This is a genomic window from Giesbergeria giesbergeri (assembly GCF_054779375.1).
This window is the reverse complement of sequence record NZ_BAAGYJ010000002.1, coordinates 658562-678937: the sequence shown is the minus strand read 5'-3', so window position 1 is coordinate 678937 and position 20376 is coordinate 658562. Positions and strand designations below refer to the sequence as shown.

Genomic DNA, 20376 nt, shown 5'->3' with positions numbered 1-20376 from the left:
TGCGCAACGGCAGCTATTGTCGCATGGGCCGATAATGGAGGTCTGTTCGCAGAAGCTTCTGCGCTTTCTTTTCAGGTTGAACAAGTACCGATGGCCCAATACGTCTATTCCATGAATCATGTCAGCAAGACCGTGCCGCCTAAGCGGCAGATCTTGAAAGACATCTCTCTGTCCTTCTTCCCCGGTGCCAAAATTGGTGTGCTGGGCCTTAACGGGTCGGGCAAATCAACGCTGCTCAAGATCATGGCAGGCGTGGACAAGGAAATCGAAGGCGAAGCTATCCCTATGGCCGGCCTGAAGATTGGTTATCTGCCCCAAGAGCCCCAGCTCAACCCAGAGCACACGGTGCGTGAAAGTGTGGAAGAGGCCATGGGCGAAGTCTTTGCTGCCAAAGCCAAGCTCGAAGAGGTCTACGCCGCCTACGGCGAAGAAGATGCTGATTTTGATGCCTTGGCCGCCGAACAAGCCCGCCTAGAGGCCATCATTGCTACGGCAGGCACCGATTCTGAACACCAACTCGAAATTGCCGCCGATGCCCTGCGCTTGCCACCGTGGGATGCTAAGGTGGGAGTGCTCTCTGGTGGTGAAAAACGCCGCATTGCCCTGTGTCGCCTGTTGTTGTCCAAGCCCGACATGCTGCTGTTGGATGAGCCTACCAACCATTTGGATGCTGAATCGGTGGATTGGTTGGAGCAATTCCTGCAACGCTTCTCAGGCACCGTGGTGGCTATTACCCACGACCGCTACTTCTTAGACAACGCTGCCGAGTGGATTTTGGAACTGGACCGGGGCCACGGCATCCCTTACAAAGGCAACTATTCTGACTGGCTGTTGCAAAAGCAGAACCGCTTGGAAGCCGAACAAAAGGGAGAAGAAGCCCGTGCCAAGGCACTCAAGAAAGAGCTGGAATGGGTGCGCCAAAACGCCAAGGGCCGCCAAGCCAAGAGCAAGGCACGTATTGCGCGCTTTGAAGAACTGAGCGATTACGAATACCAACGCCGCAATGAAACCCAAGAGATCTTCATTCCGGTGGCGGATCGTTTGGGTACACAGGTGTTTGAGTTCAAGAACGTCAGCAAGTCGTTTGGTGACCGTTTGCTGATTGACAACCTGAGCTTCAACATTCCTGCGGGTGCCATCGTAGGCATCATCGGCCCCAATGGCGCTGGTAAGTCCACACTGTTCAAATTGCTGGCGGGCAAAGAGCAACCCGACAGCGGCGAGGTGGTGGTCGGTGCCACCGTCAAAATGGCTTTTGTTGACCAACACCGCGATGCGCTAGCCAATGACAAGACGGTTTGGGAAGACGTCTCCGGCGGCTTGGACATGATCAACATTGGCAAGTTCCAGATGGCTAGCCGGGCCTATTGCGGCCGTTTCAACTTCAATGGGGGTGACCAGCAGAAGAAGGTTGGCATGCTCTCGGGTGGTGAGCGTGGTCGTTTGCACCTTGCCAAGACGCTCATTCAGGGCGGCAACGTGTTGCTGCTAGACGAACCATCCAATGACTTGGACGTTGAAACCCTGCGTGCGCTAGAAGATGCCTTGTTGGAATATGCAGGCACCGTGCTGGTTATCAGCCATGATCGCTGGTTCCTAGACCGTATTGCCACACATATCCTGGCCGCTGAAGGTGACTCCCAGTGGGTATTCTTTGATGGCAATTACCAAGAGTACGAAGCTGACAAAAAGAAACGTCTGGGCGAAGAGGCTGCCCGTCCCCATCGCATGCGTTTCAAGGCATTGAAGTAAAACCCTCTTGCTGCATGTCGGAGTCGTGACTGGAAGTTTGTTACATACCATGTCGGTTCCCGTTTCTAACGCCCAGTCGATTTTGCAAGACTGTGTCATCAAGGCCGTTCGTGAAGGCGAAACCTTGATGGCGCAATTGCTGGCGGCAGCCAGCCAGAGTCTGAACGACCAAGCACAAAGCAGCACACAAGGCCCACAAGAGCGGCAACAGGCGGCTGACGCCTTGCGCTTGCTCTTGCTCCAAGAGTCAGCTTTGCTCAGAGCCTACCCTCTTGCGCTGCTGGAGTGTTTTGCCCAAGACCGCAATGCAGGCAACGACCTGCCCTCACCGCCAAAGGCATCGGGGATCGATTTCGGTAGTCTGTCCTTGGTGGATGAAAAAGAGCAAGAGGCTCAGGTTGAACGGGTGCGTGCCCAACAACAGGTCAGCCATGTGGCGGAGGCTGTGCTGTCAGAACTCAATGCTTTGGTCAGTGCAGCCCAAGGGCTGCACCGCGTACAAGCAGAGCGCAATCCTTTGCGTCCAGAAAACTACATTCGTGCCCTGCAACAGGCGTTGAACCAGCGTGTAGAGGTGCCCGACGCGGTTCGTGCTACTTGGATGCAGCATCTGTTGCCAGTTTTGGGGGCTGCACTGATTCCGGGATACCAACAGGCCGTCCAGACGCTGCGCCAACAAGGCATCGAACCTGTGGGGTATGGTGTGGTGTCGAGCCGACCCTCTCACCTGTCTGCGCACCACAGTGGGATGGCGGCCATGACCCAGAGCCACTACGGTGCTGGACTTGCCTCGGGGCAGGGCCATTTGCACACTGACTGGCCACAGGCTACCGCAACCCATGCGGAGGCTCAAGAAGATGCACTGACGGCCAGCATTCTCCACCAGTTGCTCCAGGGTGGGGTCGATCCCTACAGCGGTCTGCAAGTAGGTTGGGAACCAGCGCCTCCTCCAGCCACCGATGATGGTCTGATGCCTGCCCCTGATGTTGCTTGGCAAGCAGGGGATGTGGTGGCGCGGATGATGGACAACATTGCACAAGACGCCCGTTTGTTGCCTACGGTACGAAAAACGTTGCAAGACATGGGGCCAGCCATCGGTCAATTGGCAGGCCATGACGCTGCGTTCTTTAGCAATCCCCTTCATCCAGCCCGGCGTTTGTTGGACGAAATCACCGAGCGTAGCCTGACCTTTACCACGGAAAACCAGACGGGGTTCAGTCGCTTTATTGGGTTGCTGCATCAACTCAACCACCATCTTCTTCAACAAGATACACGCCAAGCGGCGCCGTTTGCCACCGCACTTCAGCGCCTAGAAACTGTCTGGGCGCAATGGCAACAACAGGAGCAACAGCAGCGCCAAGCGGCAGCCCAGGTGGCAGAGCAGGCTAATTCCCACCAGCATCTGACCTCGGAAATCGCCAGCAATATCCGTAAGCTGCCTGACACTGGACATGTTCCCACCGAAGTGATGGGCTTTGCAACCGGGCTCTGGACTCAAGTGATTGCTCAGGCGCAACTGGAACAGCCAGACAGCGGGGATGGTGATCCGCATGGCTATTTGGCATTGATTCCGCTATTGTTCTGGAGTGTGCGGCCCAACATGCCTCCCGATGAGCGCGAGCAAATTGCCCAAGCTGTGCCACAGATGATCAGTACCCTGCAAAAAGGCTTGCAGGATATTGGGCGGCCACGCATGGAAACAGAGCGTTTTCTTGCCAGATTGCAGCGTTTACACCAGCAAACGCTGGCGGTTGCTCGGCCCGTCTCGGCACCCGTTGCCTCTTCTAGGCCCGCTCTTGCTGCCCATACACAACATCACGAACCTCTTGGTAAACCCGATATTGATTTGGATGCAGGGCCAGATATTGATATCGAACTCGATTCGGTTTATGGCACACCAGCGGAGCTGATGGATGCTACTGCACCCGCCACCACCCCTGTGCTGGCCCATGATGACTTTCCTACGGGTACTTGGGTAGAACTGCATGGCAACCGGAAGGTGGTGCGCACCCAGCTGACTTGGGCTAGCCCAAAAGGCACTCTGTTTTTGTTTACTGCCGCAGATGGCAGCACCCAATCCATGACCCGACGCATGCGCGACCGTTTACTCACAGAAGGTGCAATGCGCATACTGACCGCTGGCCCGTGAATTGGCAATACACCATCAGGACAGACCTATCGCTCTGCTAAATGCCATCTAAAAATAGCACTTGCATTTGCGATCACCTTGCCTAAAATGACCTAGATGCTGCACTGCAACATGGTAGTCAAGCCACATCAGCGCAGATTCATATATTCTTGGCCTTCTGGCCGTCACTATTGGAGACCCTATGTCGCTGACCAACGAACAAATCCTGGCCGCTCATAAAGCCAACATCGAGACCTTGTTTGGCCTTACTAGCAAAGCCTTTGAAGGCGTAGAGAAGCTCGTAGAACTCAATGTCACGGCTTCTCGTGCTGCTCTGAGTGAGGCCGCCAACCACTCCCAAGCCCTGCTCAGCGTGAAAGACGCACAAGAGTTGTTGGCACTGCAAGCGGGGTTGTTCCAGCCGTTGGCAGAAAAGGCTGCTGCCTACAGTCGTCACCTGTATGACATTGCCTCGGGCACCAGTGCAGAATTCACCAAGACTTTTGAGGCCAAGACCGCAGAAGCGCAACTGAACTTTGTGAGCCTGCTTGACAATGCAAGCAAGAATGCGCCTGCCGGTTCTGAACCAGCAGTGGCTGTGATGAAAAATGCTGTTTCTGCCGCGAGCAGTGCTTTTGAATCGGTGCAAAAAGCCGTCAAACAAGCTTCGGAAGCAGCAGAAGCCAATTTCAATGCGGTGACGGCTTCTGCCATTGATGCTGCCAAGTCGGCAGCTCCGCGTAAACGCTAATCTGCACCTGCCCTGCTTTAGGCAGGGCATGGTGGTTGTGGTTGTCTCCTTGGATCTCCTCGAATCCGTTTCAGGAGTCCTTTCAAGCCCGGTCGATGTGCCGGGCTTCTTTTTTGCCCTATCTGATTGCGAATGGTTCGCGTTTGATCTATGATGTGGAATTATCTATCTACAAGATCCCTATGCGACACATTCTCTCTGTTGTAGCGACGGCTTGCTCTGTCTTGCTGACCACCGGCATCGCACAAGCCCAGGAACAGGTTGTCAACCTGTATTCAGCCCGCCACTACAGCACGGACGAGGCGCTGTACAGTGGCTTTACCAAAACTACAGGTATCAAGATCAACCGGGTAGATGCCGACGATACGGGCATCTTGGCACGCCTCAAGGCCGAAGGCGGTGCCTCGCCTGCAGATGTTATTTTGTTGGTGGATGCCGCACGGCTGTACAAAGGTGAGGTAGACGGCCTGTTTAAGCCGATTAAATCCAAGGTGCTGGATGAGCGCATCCCCGCCACCTTGCGCAGTCAGCCTGCAGCCGATGGCAGTACTGCTTGGTTTGGTTTGTCCACCCGTGCTCGTGTGATTGTTTATAACAAGATCAAAGTACAAAAATCTGATATAGATACCTACGAAGAATTGGCCGATCCTAAACACAAAGGAAAGCTGTGTATTCGTTCTGGTTCACACCCCTACAATTTGAGCTTGTTCGGTTCGGTGGTTGAACATTTGGGTGAACAGGCTACAGAAAACTGGCTCAAAGGCTTGGTGGCTAATTTGGCTCGCCCCCCCAAGGGAGGGGATACAGACCAGATCAAGGCGGTAGCATCTGGAGAGTGTGATATTGCTGTCACCAACAGCTATTATCTGGCCCGTTTGCTGCGTTCGAGCAAGCCAGAAGATGTGGCAGTGGCCAACAAAGTGGGAGTGGTTTTTCCTAACCAAAAATCTTGGGGCACACACCTGAACATTGCTGGGGGGGCTGTTGCCCGTCACAGTAAGAATCAGGCCAATGCCATCAAATTTCTGGAATATCTGACCAGTGCTGAAGCGCAGAATTATTTTGCTAATGGTAACAATGAGTGGCCTGCAGCCAAAGATGTGCATGTAGAAAACCCAGCCCTGAAGGCCATGACAGGGGGTATGGCGTTCAAGAGCGAGACTATTCCGATCAGTGCAGTGGGGGCAAACATGCCTAAGGTGCAGCAAATGTTGGATCGAGTTGGTTTTCCTTAATACGTTTGTATTGAAAATGTTTGTTGAAGCCCGATAAATCCGGGCTTTTTAATGATGTATGCACGGTTAAGAATTCAGATAATTTAGAGTTTTGCTTTTTATTGTATTTAATAATTATTATTGTGTTTTTATGTAATTTTTTGAAGATTGCTAATTAATAATTGGTGCTAGACAATATTCGTTTCGCAAATTCATGCCAGCTAACATAACTTATCCACGAAGCGAGAGCAGATGATGGTAGCGGCCAAGTTCAGTAGCGTTTAGTGAATATAAAGTTGCCGCTCGAATCGGATGCGTAACTTGCCAAAGCCCGCAATCCATGCATGCCTACGCTCGACCACCCAGCAGTATTTACCCAGCCGATCACTGCTCTCTATTCCTCTGCGTGCTATGCGGCTGGTAATGCCCCACGCCTTCAAATAATCGCGACAATGGCGTACGTCATACCCTTTGTCGGCATGCAACTTCCGGGGCTTTCGGCGTACTCGGCCCTTCAACCCTCGCACTGCTGGGATGGCTCCAAGCACTGCTCAAACAGTGTCGAACCATGTGTATTGGCATCACTGACCTGCGCTACCAGAGGAACGCCACGCGCATCTACAACGATGTGCCTTTTCGAGCCGCGTTTGCCTCTGTCGGTCGGATTTGGGCCTGTCTCTTACCCCTAGGAGCTAGCCACCGTTGCGCTATCCACACTGGCACGCTCCCAATCGATTTACCTGTGTTCACAGTTGTGTACTGATGGGGCGCGTCTAGCCATAGTGACTAAAGCATAACGCTTGGCGGCCTCCCAACACAAGTTGTGTTAGCCAATCTAAACGTGTAAAGTGTTTCATAGACCAATAAATTCGGATTCTATAAAAGATTTATCCATGAAAATTTATAAAATAAATAAGCCTCTTCAATACATCAGCCTGATTACCACGTTGATTGTTCCCATGCTCACCGCTTGTGGGGGAGATTCGAAGAGTTCAACAGAACTACAACCACCAGTTTCTTCTGCCAATTTGTCACTGTTAGCGGGTTATACCCTCGGTGAGGGCAATCAGGATGGACTGACCAGTACGACTGCCAGTCTCAGCACTAGAGTGGCTGGGATGGCCTTGACCAGTTCGGGGGAAGTAGTTATTGCTGACACTAACAATAACCTGATACGTAAGCTCAGTGCTAACTATGATCAAATTAGTACATTGGCTGGGGGCTTGGTGCCTTCGGGTGCCGTTTCTGGCGCCTTATCCAGCTATTCGGATGGTAATCGCCTTGAGGCACGGTTTTATCGCCCCACTGGAGTTGCCGTAGATGTAGCAGGAAACACCTATGTGGCAGATACTGCAAATCACCTGGTACGTAAAATAAGTGCTACAGGAGCGGTGACTACCTTGGCTGGTCAGCCAGGGGTATGTGCCAACCAAGATGGTATGGGTAGTACGGCTATTCTATGTAACCCCAGCAGCATTGCCGTAGATAAGGCCGGAATTATCTATGTGTCTGAAGCCAATCTCTCTGGTAAAAACGAAACAGGTCGAATCCGCAAGATCACTACCGATGGTGTAGTTAGTACAATCGCTAGCCAAACCAGAGGGAAAAACCCAATTTTAGCCATTGATTCTGCTGGTACGCTCTATGTTGCAGATTCTGGCCTAATCCTGAAGTATGCTGTGAACGGCCAACCCACTGTAGTATCCGGCACCGATGGACAGCTCGGGAACACAATTGTGGCTATCACATTTGACTCGGCAGATCGCCTGTTCGTGTTGGATAAAGAGGTGAACTACTCCCTAATGTTAGGCCCCCCTTCCATACGTTATCTTCGGCTTGGTATTCGTCATGTTGGCAGGGATGGAAGCGTTACGACTCTAATCAGCGCCCCCTCCGATTGTCACAACTACAGCGGTTTGAGCAACGATGATTTATGTCAGGCTATCAGTATGGTAGCTGGAGCCGATGGCCAGTTCTTGGTGGCCGAAGGTAATTACGACACGCGCGAGGGAGTCCAGTTGCGCAACTACACACGTCAGGGTACATACGCTGTGGTTGCAGGGCCTGTCCATCCCAAAGGCTTGAAAGATGGGCAAGGCAATCTAGCTCGCTTTCATAATCCCTCCGCACTAGCATTTGATCCTTCCGGGGCACTATATGTGCGCGATAAAGGCAACCAGACCATCCGTACGGTACAAGCGGATGGTCAAGTAGGCACCTTGGGGCAGCCCGGAGGGCATTGTGTTTCGCTCACAGGCCTAGGCAAGGAAATGCTTTCAAGTGGAATTTTCGGGATTCCCGGATCGGCTTTGGCCACCGATGGAGCTGGCAACCTTTACACCTATATCGATTCACGCATCCTGAAGATGAGCAACTGTGAAGTTGTAGTTTTAGCAGATATAAACCCTTTGCTTGATGTATCAGTCAACAACCCAGTCACCGGTATTGCTGCAGACATTTTAGGTAACGTCTATGCGTCTACATACCAGGGTGTCATCTTCAAAATAGATACCCAAGGAATACCGACACTGTTCGCAGGCAGAGAAGGGACGTGGGGGCACAGGGATGGTCAAGGTGAAACCGCTTTATTTTCTTGGTTGGGCAATATGACTACCGATACAGCAGGTAACCTCTATGTGGTCGACAGTCTTAATTATTTTGAGAGATTAGGCCCAACCATTCGAAAAATCACGCCATCTGGACTCGTTAGCACTTTGGCAGGTAACCCCAACGCTCCTCCTGGCTATGCAGATGGCTCTGGAACCAACGCACTGTTTTCGGTGGATTGGCCAGAGGAGCTAAAGACTGCCAGTCTTGCAGTGGATAAAAAAGGCAACGTGTATGTATCGGATCCAGCAAATAGCGTGATTCGCAAGATTAAACCTGACGGTCAGGTGAGCACCATAGTGGGACAGATGGGGCATCGGGGATTTGTCGCAGGTGATCTACCAGGGAGCATTAACCGTCCCGCAGGCATTGCAATTCGTGATTCCATGCTGTATGTCAGCATTTCGCATGCTGTGATTCAGGTGAAGCTCCCCGATTGATCTCAAGTGCAGATATAGCTGCACCAAGATCAGATGGCAATTTTTTGCCAAATTGGCCCCATGTACGATCAGGCTTGTGGCAGCGCGCTGTGTTGTTTTTCTTTGGAGACTGCCTGCTTCTGGCCAGTTAGGCATGGCTACCCCAATTTTCTCCTCGATAAGGAATGCTTATCCCACTTTTGACTAAAAAATAGGCAGGTTTCAGTAGATTTAGCAGGGGTCACAATGTTGTGGCTCTGCACCATCGGTGGAATCTTTACTACTGATAGTGGGCAAGTTGTGCGCTGTACGGATTCGATAGATGCCGTCCGTCCACACTTGGTGGTTAGAGCGACTAACACAACCCATAAAAATCAGGCTTGCGGTCGAGATGAGGCGTAAGTCAGTGATGAGGCATCGCGGTTGGTGCGGCAGAAAACATTCCGCAAAAAATGCAGGAATCACCATACAATTTCTAAGCTGCCTGTGCGGCAGAAAACGCGGTGAAGGTCGAGGCGCTTCGGGATGAGCTTTTCTAAGCTGCCTGTGCGGCAGAAAACGTGTTGATGGATACGGTAAAGAGTTTCATGGCTTTCTAAGCTGCCTGTGCGGCAGAAAACAATCACGTAGCGGATTGGCTACAGCTTTCCCTTTTCTAAGCTGCCTGTGCGGCAGAAAACGCCATAAGAGAACCCCTACGGCCCTGCGGAAATTTCTAAGCTGCCTGTGCGGCAGAAAACAAGGCGCGGGCTGTGGTTGTGTTTTGCTTGACTTTCTAAGCTGCCTGTGCGGCAGAAAACGTCCGCATGACGCCCAAAACCCTGTTTGTTTTTTTCTAAGCTGCCTGTGCGGCAGAAAACAGGGGTTCTCTTATGGCACGGCGACGAACTAATTTCTAAGCTGCCTGTGCGGCAGAAAACACCGGCGGATTTCCGGGCCATCGTGTCCGAACTTTCTAAGCTGCCTGTGCGGCAGAAAACTGCCAGCGCAGGCGAGTCGCGAGAGCGTGCCTTTTCTAAGCTGCCTGTGCGGCAGAAAACAGGGCGCTTGGCCTGCGGGCGATAAGGCACCATTTCTAAGCTGCCTGTGCGGCAGAAAACGTGGGCCAGTATCAGCCACAACAACGCGCTGCTTTTCTAAGCTGCCTGTGCGGCAGAAAACTTTTCAGCCAACGCGAACAAGAACTCCAACAATTTCTAAGCTGCCTGTGCGGCAGAAAACTGTGTCTCTGCGCGATGAACCTCCGCACCAACTTTCTAAGCTGCCTGTGCGGCAGAAAACGCGTGCCAATGCGGTACGTGCCGCCTCATACGTTTCTAAGCTGCCTGTGCGGCAGAAAACAAATGAAACCAAAATCGTTGGCGGTGTCCGAGTTTTCTAAGCTGCCTGTGCGGCAGAAAACAGCAAGCAACAGTTTTGGCGCAACGCCAGCAATTTCTAAGCTGCCTGTGCGGCAGAAAACAAACATTTGACAGCGTTTCTTCGCTCGGTGCTTTTCTAAGCTGCCTGTGCGGCAGAAAACGGCTGATGCTGAATTTGCACGTGAGCAAGGATTTTCTAAGCTGCCTGTGCGGCAGAAAACATTGAAAACAACATTGTCACTAACGCTGTTGATTTCTAAGCTGCCTGTGCGGCAGAAAACAGAGGCTGAGTTTGATCCAACCGCCTACGCATTTTCTAAGCTGCCTGTGCGGCAGAAAACTTCCAGGGGGCTTTGACTCAGATAAAAACATCTTTCTAAGCTGCCTGTGCGGCAGAAAACTAAATGACTCCCCATAAACGCAATTCACCACGTTTCTAAGCTGCCTGTGCGGCAGAAAACATCAAAGCAAACTCACCGCCAATAGCGGCAGGTTTTCTAAGCTGCCTGTGCGGCAGAAAACATGCCAGAAGCCGTGATATGATTCGCGTCGAATTTCTAAGCTGCCTGTGCGGCAGAAAACAAAGCCAGCACGGTATTTTCCCGTGCGTTTGGCTTTCTAAGCTGCCTGTGCGGCAGAAAACTCTGAGAAAAATCGCATTAGTGATGATGCTCATTTCTAAGCTGCCTGTGCGGCAGAAAACATTATTGTAATATTCCAGAGGTTACTATTCCGTTTCTAAGCTGCCTGTGCGGCAGAAAACAACCGGCGGGTGCTGTTGGTGTTAGTTCTGGTTTTCTAAGCTGCCTGTGCGGCAGAAAACGTTATTCACGCTGATTTTCAAAAACGGCAGGATTTCTAAGCTGCCTGTGCGGCAGAAAACTGACTTGGAGCCGTAGTAAATGTTTTTTGTAATTTCTAAGCTGCCTGTGCGGCAGAAAACGCACAATTAAGCCGATGGCCCGCTCAGTATCATTTCTAAGCTGCCTGTGCGGCAGAAAACTGACCTACGGCGGACAAACTGTGCGAGTCCGTTTTCTAAGCTGCCTGTGCGGCAGAAAACCAATAGCCTGAGCTGTGCGTAAAGCACTCATTTTTCTAAGCTGCCTGTGCGGCAGAAAACTTGCTGCCACTGCCAGCCAAGTTCACATTCCACTTTCTAAGCTGCCTGTGCGGCAGAAAACTTCTCCACGGCCATTCGTTGCGTTTGCGGTGCTTTCTAAGCTGCCTGTGCGGCAGAAAACAAAGAGGTGCAGCGACTGCACGGATTGGTACATTTCTAAGCTGCCTGTGCGGCAGAAAACCTGGGTCTGTACCGGGCGGTGGCGGCGGTGGTTTTCTAAGCTGCCTGTGCGGCAGAAAACCTATTCAGGCCATTTGAGAAAGACCATTGCTATTTCTAAGCTGCCTGTGCGGCAGAAAACGGCCAGCATCGTTCCAACTGTGATAATCCATATTTCTAAGCTGCCTGTGCGGCAGAAAACGATCCGGCGACAAACCCCGGAGGCGGCGCTTTTTTCTAAGCTGCCTGTGCGGCAGAAAACAGATTGTGTCATTGCTACCGGCGCGTCCCGAATTTCTAAGCTGCCTGTGCGGCAGAAAACTTGCACAAAAAGTGCTATAGGAAGGAGTGCCATTTTCTAAGCTGCCTGTGCGGCAGAAAACGATGGTCAAACCGAGATTGGGTTTATCGTTCATTTCTAAGCTGCCTGTGCGGCAGAAAACTCTAGCGGTGGAACGGCGCTATCGCACGCCTTTTTCTAAGCTGCCTGTGCGGCAGAAAACATCACTTTCAATGCTGGCGCTGCTGTCAAGAATTTCTAAGCTGCCTGTGCGGCAGAAAACTGCCGCGAAACAATGCGCCACTGGGCACAGCATTTCTAAGCTGCCTGTGCGGCAGAAAACGTACCCAGCTGATCTTGCATTTTTTTGTTAGATTTCTAAGCTGCCTGTGCGGCAGAAAACGGGTACTCACGCGATGAAGGATGAACATCAGGTTTCTAAGCTGCCTGTGCGGCAGAAAACCATTCGATGCCACTGGCTATGGCGCCGTGACCTTTCTAAGCTGCCTGTGCGGCAGAAAACCTTGGCATCAAATGGCAGCTGGCTCCCGTCGCTTTCTAAGCTGCCTGTGCGGCAGAAAACGCTGTTGGCACCAACTACGTTCCACGCGATATTTTCTAAGCTGCCTGTGCGGCAGAAAACATGGCAGATGCTTGCGCGTTAATAGCTGAAATGTTTCTAAGCTGCCTGTGCGGCAGAAAACATACCAAATCGCCGCATCTCAAGAGATTGACAATTTCTAAGCTGCCTGTGCGGCAGAAAACATCCGTGGAGTAGCGTGCGAGGCGAGTTATGATTTCTAAGCTGCCTGTGCGGCAGAAAACGCTTGATACTCGACTGACATTGCTCGCATTCTTTTCTAAGCTGCCTGTGCGGCAGAAAACTGGCGACAGCACGGCCCCGGTTAGACCATTGATTTTCTAAGCTGCCTGTGCGGCAGAAAACAGAATGCGATCAACGCTCTCGATGACGCTCCCTTTCTAAGCTGCCTGTGCGGCAGAAAACCGGCAGCCGCATGAAAGGCCTCTCGTTCCCGTTTTCTAAGCTGCCTGTGCGGCAGAAAACATTGACGCGCTAGAGTCAGGCATGACAGAAGCTTTTCTAAGCTGCCTGTGCGGCAGAAAACCGGGGTATTGGGTGGTGCCGTGGCCCACTGTAGTTTCTAAGCTGCCTGTGCGGCAGAAAACTCGACATGAACGTCAAAGGAATGATTTAATATTTTCTAAGCTGCCTGTGCGGCAGAAAACGCAGAGCTATCTTGGGCTGTGATGCTATTCTGTTTCTAAGCTGCCTGTGCGGCAGAAAACGAGGGATGGAGTAGCCAAGCGCCAAGCGGCATTTTCTAAGCTGCCTGTGCGGCAGAAAACGTGTTAGGCATTTGTTATGATAAGCGTCATTGTTTTTCTAAGCTGCCTGTGCGGCAGAAAACGGTGTTATTGCATTGGGCAAGCGCCGTGATCTTTTCTAAGCTGCCTGTGCGGCAGAAAACACGTCTAAGCTCTGCAAGTGTTATACGCAGCATTTCTAAGCTGCCTGTGCGGCAGAAAACTGGTCATATCCAAAAGAAGCTTTTGGTAAAAATTTCTAAGCTGCCTGTGCGGCAGAAAACGGGTAGAGTTGCACCCCAGCGCAGACCAATCATTTCTAAGCTGCCTGTGCGGTAGAAAACAATGTACCGCAACCCAGAGACGGGCGAAACATGGTTTCTAAGCTGCCTGTGCGGCAGAAAACGATAGGGTTTCATCTGGGCTGCCGCCCCTCATTTTCTAAGCTGCCTGTGCGGCAGAAAACTCCTGGGTATCGGTTATTAGACGGCATTATGTTTCTAAGCTGCCTGTGCGGCAGAAAACAAATTCGTCAACGCCATTGCTCTCTATGGGTTTTTCTAAGCTGCCTGTGCGGCAGAAAACTCTGTTTGTGCGCTGTGATGGTGAAACCGTCTTTTCTAAGCTGCCTGTGCGGCAGAAAACTCGCTAGGTTCCGCTATATCACAACAAGCAGCTTTCTAAGCTGCCTGTGCGGCAGAAAACAAAAATTACGGATGCAACAAAGCCCCATCGCTTTTCTAAGCTGCCTGTGCGGCAGAAAACGCAGCACGTCATTTGCAGGGATAACAGTAAATTTTCTAAGCTGCCTGTGCGGCAGAAAACAAATACTTTAATGATCACAACGTCCGTGACGTTTTCTAAGCTGCCTGTGCGGCAGAAAACGCAGGTGAGCAAGGCGCTCACAGCCCACGCAATTTTCTAAGCTGCCTGTGCGGCAGAAAACGTTGAGGTCATCTATCAGGAAAAAGCCAGCTCTTTCTAAGCTGCCTGTGCGGCAGAAAACGTCAAGTTGATATTGACTGGCAGCCACACCAATTTCTAAGCTGCCTGTGCGGCAGAAAACGATGCGGTTTGGGCGCTTCTGAAGGAGCTGATTTTCTAAGCTGCCTGTGCGGCAGAAAACTCAATACCGTCATCGGCTATCGGTGCTACTCATTTCTAAGCTGCCTGTGCGGCAGAAAACCCGCCCTGACACCGCACCCGGCAAGCCTATGTTTTCTAAGCTGCCTGTGCGGCAGAAAACACAAAAACCGTAATCTAGGAGAGAACAGCACAGATTTCTAAGCTGCCTGTGCGGCAGAAAACCAGCTCGCTCAAAAGTTTGCTGAAGGCCTGATTTTCTAAGCTGCCTGTGCGGCAGAAAACGCTATCGCAGCGACGCCTATCGCCCCGTCCCCTTTCTAAGCTGCCTGTGCGGCAGAAAACTGACCGAGCGCGATTCGCACTTGGTAGTTGCTTTTCTAAGCTGCCTGTGCGGCAGAAAACGCATCAGCAAACAAGCGTTAGATGCTGCACTACTTTCTAAGCTGCCTGTGCGGCAGAAAACTAGCCCATAAACCGGCCTTAACAGCCTGAATATTTCTAAGCTGCCTGTGCGGCAGAAAACATGCAGACTGACCCATCTAAAGTTTCTAATAAATTTCTAAGCTGCCTGTGCGGCAGAAAACTACTGAAGATTATGTTCTGGCTCGTTTGCCACTTTCTAAGCTGCCTGTGCGGCAGAAAACGTGAAACTCATTGGAATGTTGTTCGCGCTTTTTTTCTAAGCTGCCTGTGCGGCAGAAAACCCATTGATTTTTCGCCATTTTTCGCTCCTTGATTTCTAAGCTGCCTGTGCGGCAGAAAACCTGCTGTTGGTTCTATCTCGCTGCCTGAGCGATTTCTAAGCTGCCTGTGCGGCAGAAAACGTGAAACTCATTGGAATGTTGTTCGCGCTTTTTTTCTAAGCTGCCTGTGCGGCAGAAAACGCTTACATTGCAACAGTAACAGCATAATCTACTTTCTAAGCTGCCTGTGCGGCAGAAAACTACTGAAGATTATGTTCTGGCTCGTTTGCCACTTTCTAAGCTGCCTGTGCGGCAGAAAACATCCATCCGGTAGTCCTGAGCGCCGTTTGGCCCTTTCTAAGCTGCCTGTGCGGCAGAAAACCGAAGAAGGCCGCACTGCGATAGCGCAGCATCTTTCTAAGCTGCCTGTGCGGCAGAAAACAACAGCAACACCAGCTGGATTGCCATCGCCTCTTTCTAAGCTGCCTGTGCGGCAGAAAACCTCGGAATCTTGGAATCCGGTGACTTCAAAAATTTCTAAGCTGCCTGTGCGGCAGAAAACGGGCTGTTCATGATTCAGGTGTTGGGTGCTGTTTTCTAAGCTGCCTGTGCGGCAGAAAACACCTTGGAAACCGCCCAGCTGGTGATTTCTTCTTTCTAAGCTGCCTGTGCGGCAGAAAACGCCAGTCCAATGGCAAACCGAGCAGAAAAATCTTTCTAAGCTGCCTGTGCGGCAGAAAACCCGTAGGCGTGGCGGCTGTTGGTTTTTTTACATTTCTAAGCTGCCTGTGCGGCAGAAAACTCACCGGCTTTGCATTGCGGCAAAAGCTGGGCTTTCTAAGCTGCCTGTGCGGCAGAAAACACACCCGGAGGGTGGGGGTGAAAAACGCATGGTTTCTAAGCTGCCTGTGCGGCAGAAAACCGCGCGCTGCTGGCATGGGGGAAGGTCTACGAGTTTCTAAGCTGCCTGTGCGGCAGAAAACGCCCGCAAGGACGCATCCAAGGCCGTGGAGAATTTCTAAGCTGCCTGTGCGGCAGAAAACCGGCCAGCCCCCCAGGTCTTCGATTACTGCATTTTCTAAGCTGCCTGTGCGGCAGAAAACAATCCGTCAAGCAATGCGGAATTACTGCCTCTTTTCTAAGCTGCCTGTGCGGCAGAAAACTGGAAAAATCCCAGTGTAAGTCTCAGTTTTTAAAGAACATCCTAGCATAACCCTCTATCAACCCCTTTTTTAGCACTCCAATGTAACTTATTGATTTGTATGGAGTTGATGGAGGAGCGCAAAAAAGGGTCAAAACCAAGGGATGCTGGCTCCTCTATCCGCTTGGCCTAGGCCGTAGGTGTTGAAGCTGCCCGGAACAGGGGTTTCGTGTAAAGGGCCGAGCTCAATCCAAAGATAAAACGATTGGCCGCTGCTGTTGCTACGCAGTTGCACATAGGGCAACCTAGGATTGCGTTCTACATGCGACGGAATGGCTATAGCGGCTTGCTCGGCGGTTTCGCCTTTGCGCTGCATTCGGCGGCGGCGTAACCGTTCGGCGCTGGTCTTGAATTGCCGACGCTGCACGATGCGGTGTTGGGCTTGCGAAGGAACCAAGCCGACAGGCGTGATGTCCACATGGTCATACATCCCTTTGAGCCAATCAGTAGCCATAAATTGCTCTAAAGGGGTTGCGTGACCGTGCAAACGCAGCACTTGCCCTAGACTTTGGGAGCGCAACTGGTACTGCGGAAAACTGACCCCAACAGATGAAATGGCTTGTTGTACCAAGGCCCGATGCAGTTTGGCATACAAGGCCCGCCAAAGATGGGCAGGGCTAAACTCTGGGTCGGGTAGTAACCGAATGTCAATGTAATGTGTAGTCATGGCTTAGGCTAAATTAGCTGGCATCACCAAAAACACCACCGCGAATCAGCACGGCCATCAAAAAATGTTGTTGCTCTTCGGTCGGGGTTTTATCATTCAGCAACCAATTGTCTAATAGGGTATAAAAATCCTGTTTTTGTTTAGGTTGGCGATAGGCTTTACCCTGTGTGGTTACAGAGCCATAGGGTTCTACAGCAATTGGGCCTAACTCTTCAGCACCTTCGTACCAATCATCAATAGTGCGGATGGCATTGCCAATTTTTTGCGAGTGAATGGCGGCAATTTCATGGCCTTTTTCGCCTACTTGGTACAGGGTTTTGCTTTTCTTCGTCTTATCCTTGTCTAAAATCAATTCTTGCGATGGAAAAACTTCTTGCCCGGCCCCCATGCGCACAAAGGCAGTGATTTGTAGCAGTACATGGGATACTCCGGCCAAGCCATCGGCCATCAAAGCCGCTAAAGATTGCACTACATCATCTTCGGTATGGGCCGAGCGTAAATGGTATGACAGTGCATCAAAAGTCCATGTGGTTTCAGCTTTGCCGTTTTTCAGCTGGCTGACTTGCACTTGCACGCTTTCTGCACCCACACGGTTACGCCACAAGAAGCGGCCATTCGCTAAGTTGGCGGCATAACGCTGCGCTAATACCGTAAAACCATACTGCTCTACATAACCTTGAATGGTTTGGGCCAATTTAGCTTGGTAGTCGGCATTATTGCAGGCTGATGGTTTGCCAGCACCAGCTAAAACCCGCAGGGTAAATTGCACTTTCAGGGTGTCCGCATCGGCAGGTAAGGCGGCCACATCCACGGTTTGCAGGTTCGGGTTTTCGATGGCAGCATCGAGTTTGGCTGGGTCTTGGTCTTTGGCTTTGAGGCGGTTAGAGATGGTGCCACGTACCGATTTAGTCCGTACCTTGACGGGTGCCCAAGGTGCAGCTGTGTCGCGTTGTTCCCAGCAGCCTGCATGAAATACGGCATCCGAAGGGTCTAATTTACGCTCGAAGGCCAAGACGGAGGCGGTTTCCAGTTTTTTCGACATGGTGAAATCCTTTTAAAAAACGATGGAGAAGCGGGAGGGCACAGGGAATGCGGGAGGCTTAATAAGGAAAGTAATCGTCGTCACTGTGGTCAGTGTCTGGGGGACTAACAGCCATATAGCCATTGCGGCAGCGGTATAAGCCTTGGGCTTGCTGGGTTTCGGTGTGCCACAGCAGTTGTCCCAGATGGTTTAGTCGGTGTGGACTGACCCATTGGCCCAAAGAGTAAATGGCCTCGACAAAGCGCACGGGTATGCGGGTATCACGGGCATGACCGACACTGCCTGCGGGATGTGCCTCAGATAAAGCCGTGTAACCTACCGGAATCGGCACAATCCAACCCTTGCCAGGGCCGCGGCAAGGGTCTTCCCATGTCACTCTCTTTTGAGGGGCTGCATGATCTTCTGGGGCTGGAGTGCCCGGGTCTTCTGTGGGGGTGGGTGCTGTGGGCTGGTAGTTAAAGCGACTGGCGTGTAACCAAGCATCCAGCAAGGTGGCTTGTGGATCTTGGGCTTGTAGGTCTTTTAAACGCTGGGCCAACAGGTCGTCTCGGGCTACCAAGGCGAAACCGGGCAACCATTGTCGCCGCCAGCGTCGCCATTGCGCTGCTTGTTGGGTCGCATCGTCGGGCAGTACGGCCAACCAAGGGCGCAACCGTTGGCCGGGTGTAGCACGCGCTGGCAGTATGCTGCCGCCAGCGATGCGCATCTGTGATAGCACTTGTCCTGCGGCATCGGCCCATTGCTGCATGGCTTCTTCGCTGCCCTGCACCAAAGTGGGCACTGCGGTGGCAGGGATGCTTTCAGAGACGCTAAATACCAAAGTTATCTCTACATGGATGCGGCCTTCTTCCACAATGGCGGCGGTGCTGCCGTCTTTGTCTATCGGGTTGCGGGTCAGGTGAAAGGTATGGACAAAACCGGGGGCTACTTGCTCTTGGTGTTGGTGGCAAATCACCCCTACGCCGTGCAAATGCAATGGGATATGGGCTTGGGCCAGTTGGCGCTCTAGTGCCCACATCAGGCCGGTGAAGGCGGTAATGGCTGGAAAACCATGCGTGAGCGGGCTGGAAATGGCGTTGGCGTTCTGTACGCGCAGGTGTGGGAACACCAAAATGGCTTGTGGCTGCTCAGCAGTACTCATGGCAGTGCTCCGCGTTCTGCTGTCGGGGTGGCGTGGTGGGGGCGAATGGGTATGTAATGCGGCGCATCCAGCCGCTCGCGTTGCTCACGCAGTTGTTGCTTGAAACCATCCTCATCCGTGAGCAAGAGTTTTTGCCATTGCCGGGCTTCGGCATCGCCTACGGGCAATCGGTGTTGGAGTTCATGATTGAGCCAATTGGCAAAGTGTTTACCGACTTGGGCCGGCCAATCCATTTGTAACCATTCTTGGGCAAACTCGGCTTCGGGCGGGAGTTCGGCGCGCAGAGGGTCGAGCCAAAGTTGTTCTGCGCGCGCCAGATTGTCGAAACGGCCTTCGGTGTCTATGCTGGGGCTAGTCCAGCCTACTGGCATGGTTTGCAGTAGCTCGCCAGCCAGGGATACCAGCTCATCCAACAGGGTATCGATATAGGCTTCGCGGCGCTGGCGGGTATCCAGATTGGGGGGTGGGTCAGATTCCAGAAATTGACGTAACTGGCGCAGCGTTTTGCGTACCTCGGGCCGGGCTGGAAATAGGCGCTCAAAGATGGAATGGCTATGCACTGGCGGGCGGGAGGCACTGGCTTGCCATGTGGGGGGCAGTGAGGCTAAGAGGTAATTGGTGCCGTTACGATCAACATTTAATTTTCCGACATTCTGCTGATTGGTACCGCCTATCTTTTGCACTGCCAGTCTCGGATAATCGTGAAAAACTCCATCATGTGCTTGCTGATGGTGGTAGGCTTGTCGGGCAATTTTGTTGGCTTCACCAAAGCGGTGCTCTTGGATTTCTGCATAGACCATATGCACCAAGGACGTGGGAAACAGCGGAGCCAGTAACCCATAGTGGCTATCCACACATGGATTGCTACCAGTAAGCCAGTACAACTGTTTAGCTAAGGGGTGTGAGCTGGGGCCTGCGGCGCGTGGTTGCATCAACCCGACAAAGGCATCACGCAAAGTTTTAGCCTGCACCGGATCATGATGCAGCGCTTGCGTAGCGCCCTCATCTTGGGCCAGCAGAGCGGCAAGCAGGCTGCACCCATTGACTTCTAATTTCAAAAATTTGTAAACATCCAAGGCAGCAGCGTTGCCAACGACATCATTGACAAAGGACTGACCTAGGACATGGCTGCCTAATACATCCAGCGATGACAATTTATCAGGATGCACATAGAGACTGGTACCCTTTGCATCAGAGTGGATACCTTTGATGGAGTGGGTGACAGCCTGAAGTTGTGAGACACGGTGCGCCGCATTTTCAATCCATGTACCGTATTGGTATTTCTCTAGCAGCTCGATACGCTTGGGATCATCGTCCTTGAGCTTTTCCAGCTTGGCATCCAGCCGTTCTTGAATGAAGGCTGCAATGGCTTCATGCCAAAGCAGGCGCTGTTCAGTGAGGGGCATATTGGTTCCTCGGTGGGTGTAGGATGCCAG

9 protein-coding genes, 1 pseudogene and 1 CRISPR repeat array are annotated in these 20376 nt (G+C 52.0%); of the genes and pseudogenes, 5 read left to right on the top strand and 5 right to left on the bottom strand.

The annotated features are described in order from the left end of the window. Window positions 1-90 precede the first annotated feature (90 nt). From ettA to ACYVB2_RS07245, 4 genes are all read left to right on the top strand, one after another. On the top strand, window positions 91-1752 hold the full coding sequence (ettA, locus tag ACYVB2_RS07260) for an energy-dependent translational throttle protein EttA (protein ID WP_382430053.1): 1662 nt from the start codon (window positions 91-93) through the stop codon (window positions 1750-1752). Between the two features lie 49 nt (window positions 1753-1801). Beyond that, window positions 1802-3901 (top strand): DUF1631 family protein, encoded by a 2100-nt coding sequence (locus tag ACYVB2_RS07255; RefSeq protein WP_382430055.1) that lies wholly within the window; start codon window positions 1802-1804, stop codon window positions 3899-3901. A 181-nt stretch (window positions 3902-4082) separates the two neighbouring features. Beyond that, window positions 4083-4631, top strand: coding sequence for a phasin family protein (locus ACYVB2_RS07250; protein WP_382430057.1), 549 nt, complete (start codon window positions 4083-4085; stop codon window positions 4629-4631). 182 nt (window positions 4632-4813) lie between these two features. Further along, a complete protein-coding gene (locus tag ACYVB2_RS07245; protein ID WP_382430059.1) occupies window positions 4814-5866 on the top strand; it encodes an extracellular solute-binding protein in 1053 nt (350 codons plus the stop codon). 260 nt (window positions 5867-6126) lie between these two features. Here ACYVB2_RS07245 and ACYVB2_RS07240 read toward each other — a convergent pair. Continuing rightward, a pseudogene (locus ACYVB2_RS07240) lies at window positions 6127-6581 on the bottom strand (transposase); the annotation flags it as partial. A gap of 157 nt (window positions 6582-6738) precedes the next feature. On the opposite strand from ACYVB2_RS07240, the gene ACYVB2_RS07235 reads away from it, so the two are divergent. Next, window positions 6739-8892, top strand: coding sequence for an NHL repeat-containing protein (locus ACYVB2_RS07235; protein ID WP_382430061.1), 2154 nt, complete (start codon window positions 6739-6741; stop codon window positions 8890-8892). A gap of 451 nt (window positions 8893-9343) precedes the next feature. Continuing rightward, window positions 9344-16052: direct repeats of the CRISPR family, unit length 28 nt; unit sequence TTTCTAAGCTGCCTGTGCGGCAGAAAAC. A gap of 129 nt (window positions 16053-16181) precedes the next feature. On the opposite strand, the gene cas6f is transcribed toward ACYVB2_RS07235, so the two are convergent. From cas6f to csy1, 4 genes are read right to left on the bottom strand one after another with little or no spacing between them, the layout of a single operon-like run. After that, window positions 16182-16757 (bottom strand): type I-F CRISPR-associated endoribonuclease Cas6/Csy4, encoded by a 576-nt coding sequence (cas6f, locus tag ACYVB2_RS07230; RefSeq protein ID WP_382430063.1) that lies wholly within the window; start codon window positions 16755-16757, stop codon window positions 16182-16184. A 13-nt stretch (window positions 16758-16770) separates the two neighbouring features. Beyond that, entirely contained in the window at window positions 16771-17799 is a 1029-nt protein-coding gene (gene csy3 / locus ACYVB2_RS07225) for a type I-F CRISPR-associated protein Csy3 (RefSeq protein WP_382430065.1), read from the bottom strand. 58 nt (window positions 17800-17857) lie between these two features. Next, on the bottom strand, window positions 17858-18940 hold the full coding sequence (csy2, locus tag ACYVB2_RS07220) for a type I-F CRISPR-associated protein Csy2 (RefSeq protein ID WP_382430067.1): 1083 nt from the start codon (window positions 18938-18940) through the stop codon (window positions 17858-17860). After that, on the bottom strand, window positions 18937-20346 hold the full coding sequence (csy1, locus tag ACYVB2_RS07215; protein ID WP_382430069.1) for a type I-F CRISPR-associated protein Csy1: 1410 nt from the start codon (window positions 20344-20346) through the stop codon (window positions 18937-18939). Before csy1 ends, csy2 begins: the two co-directional genes overlap by 4 nt. Window positions 20347-20376 lie beyond the last annotated feature (30 nt).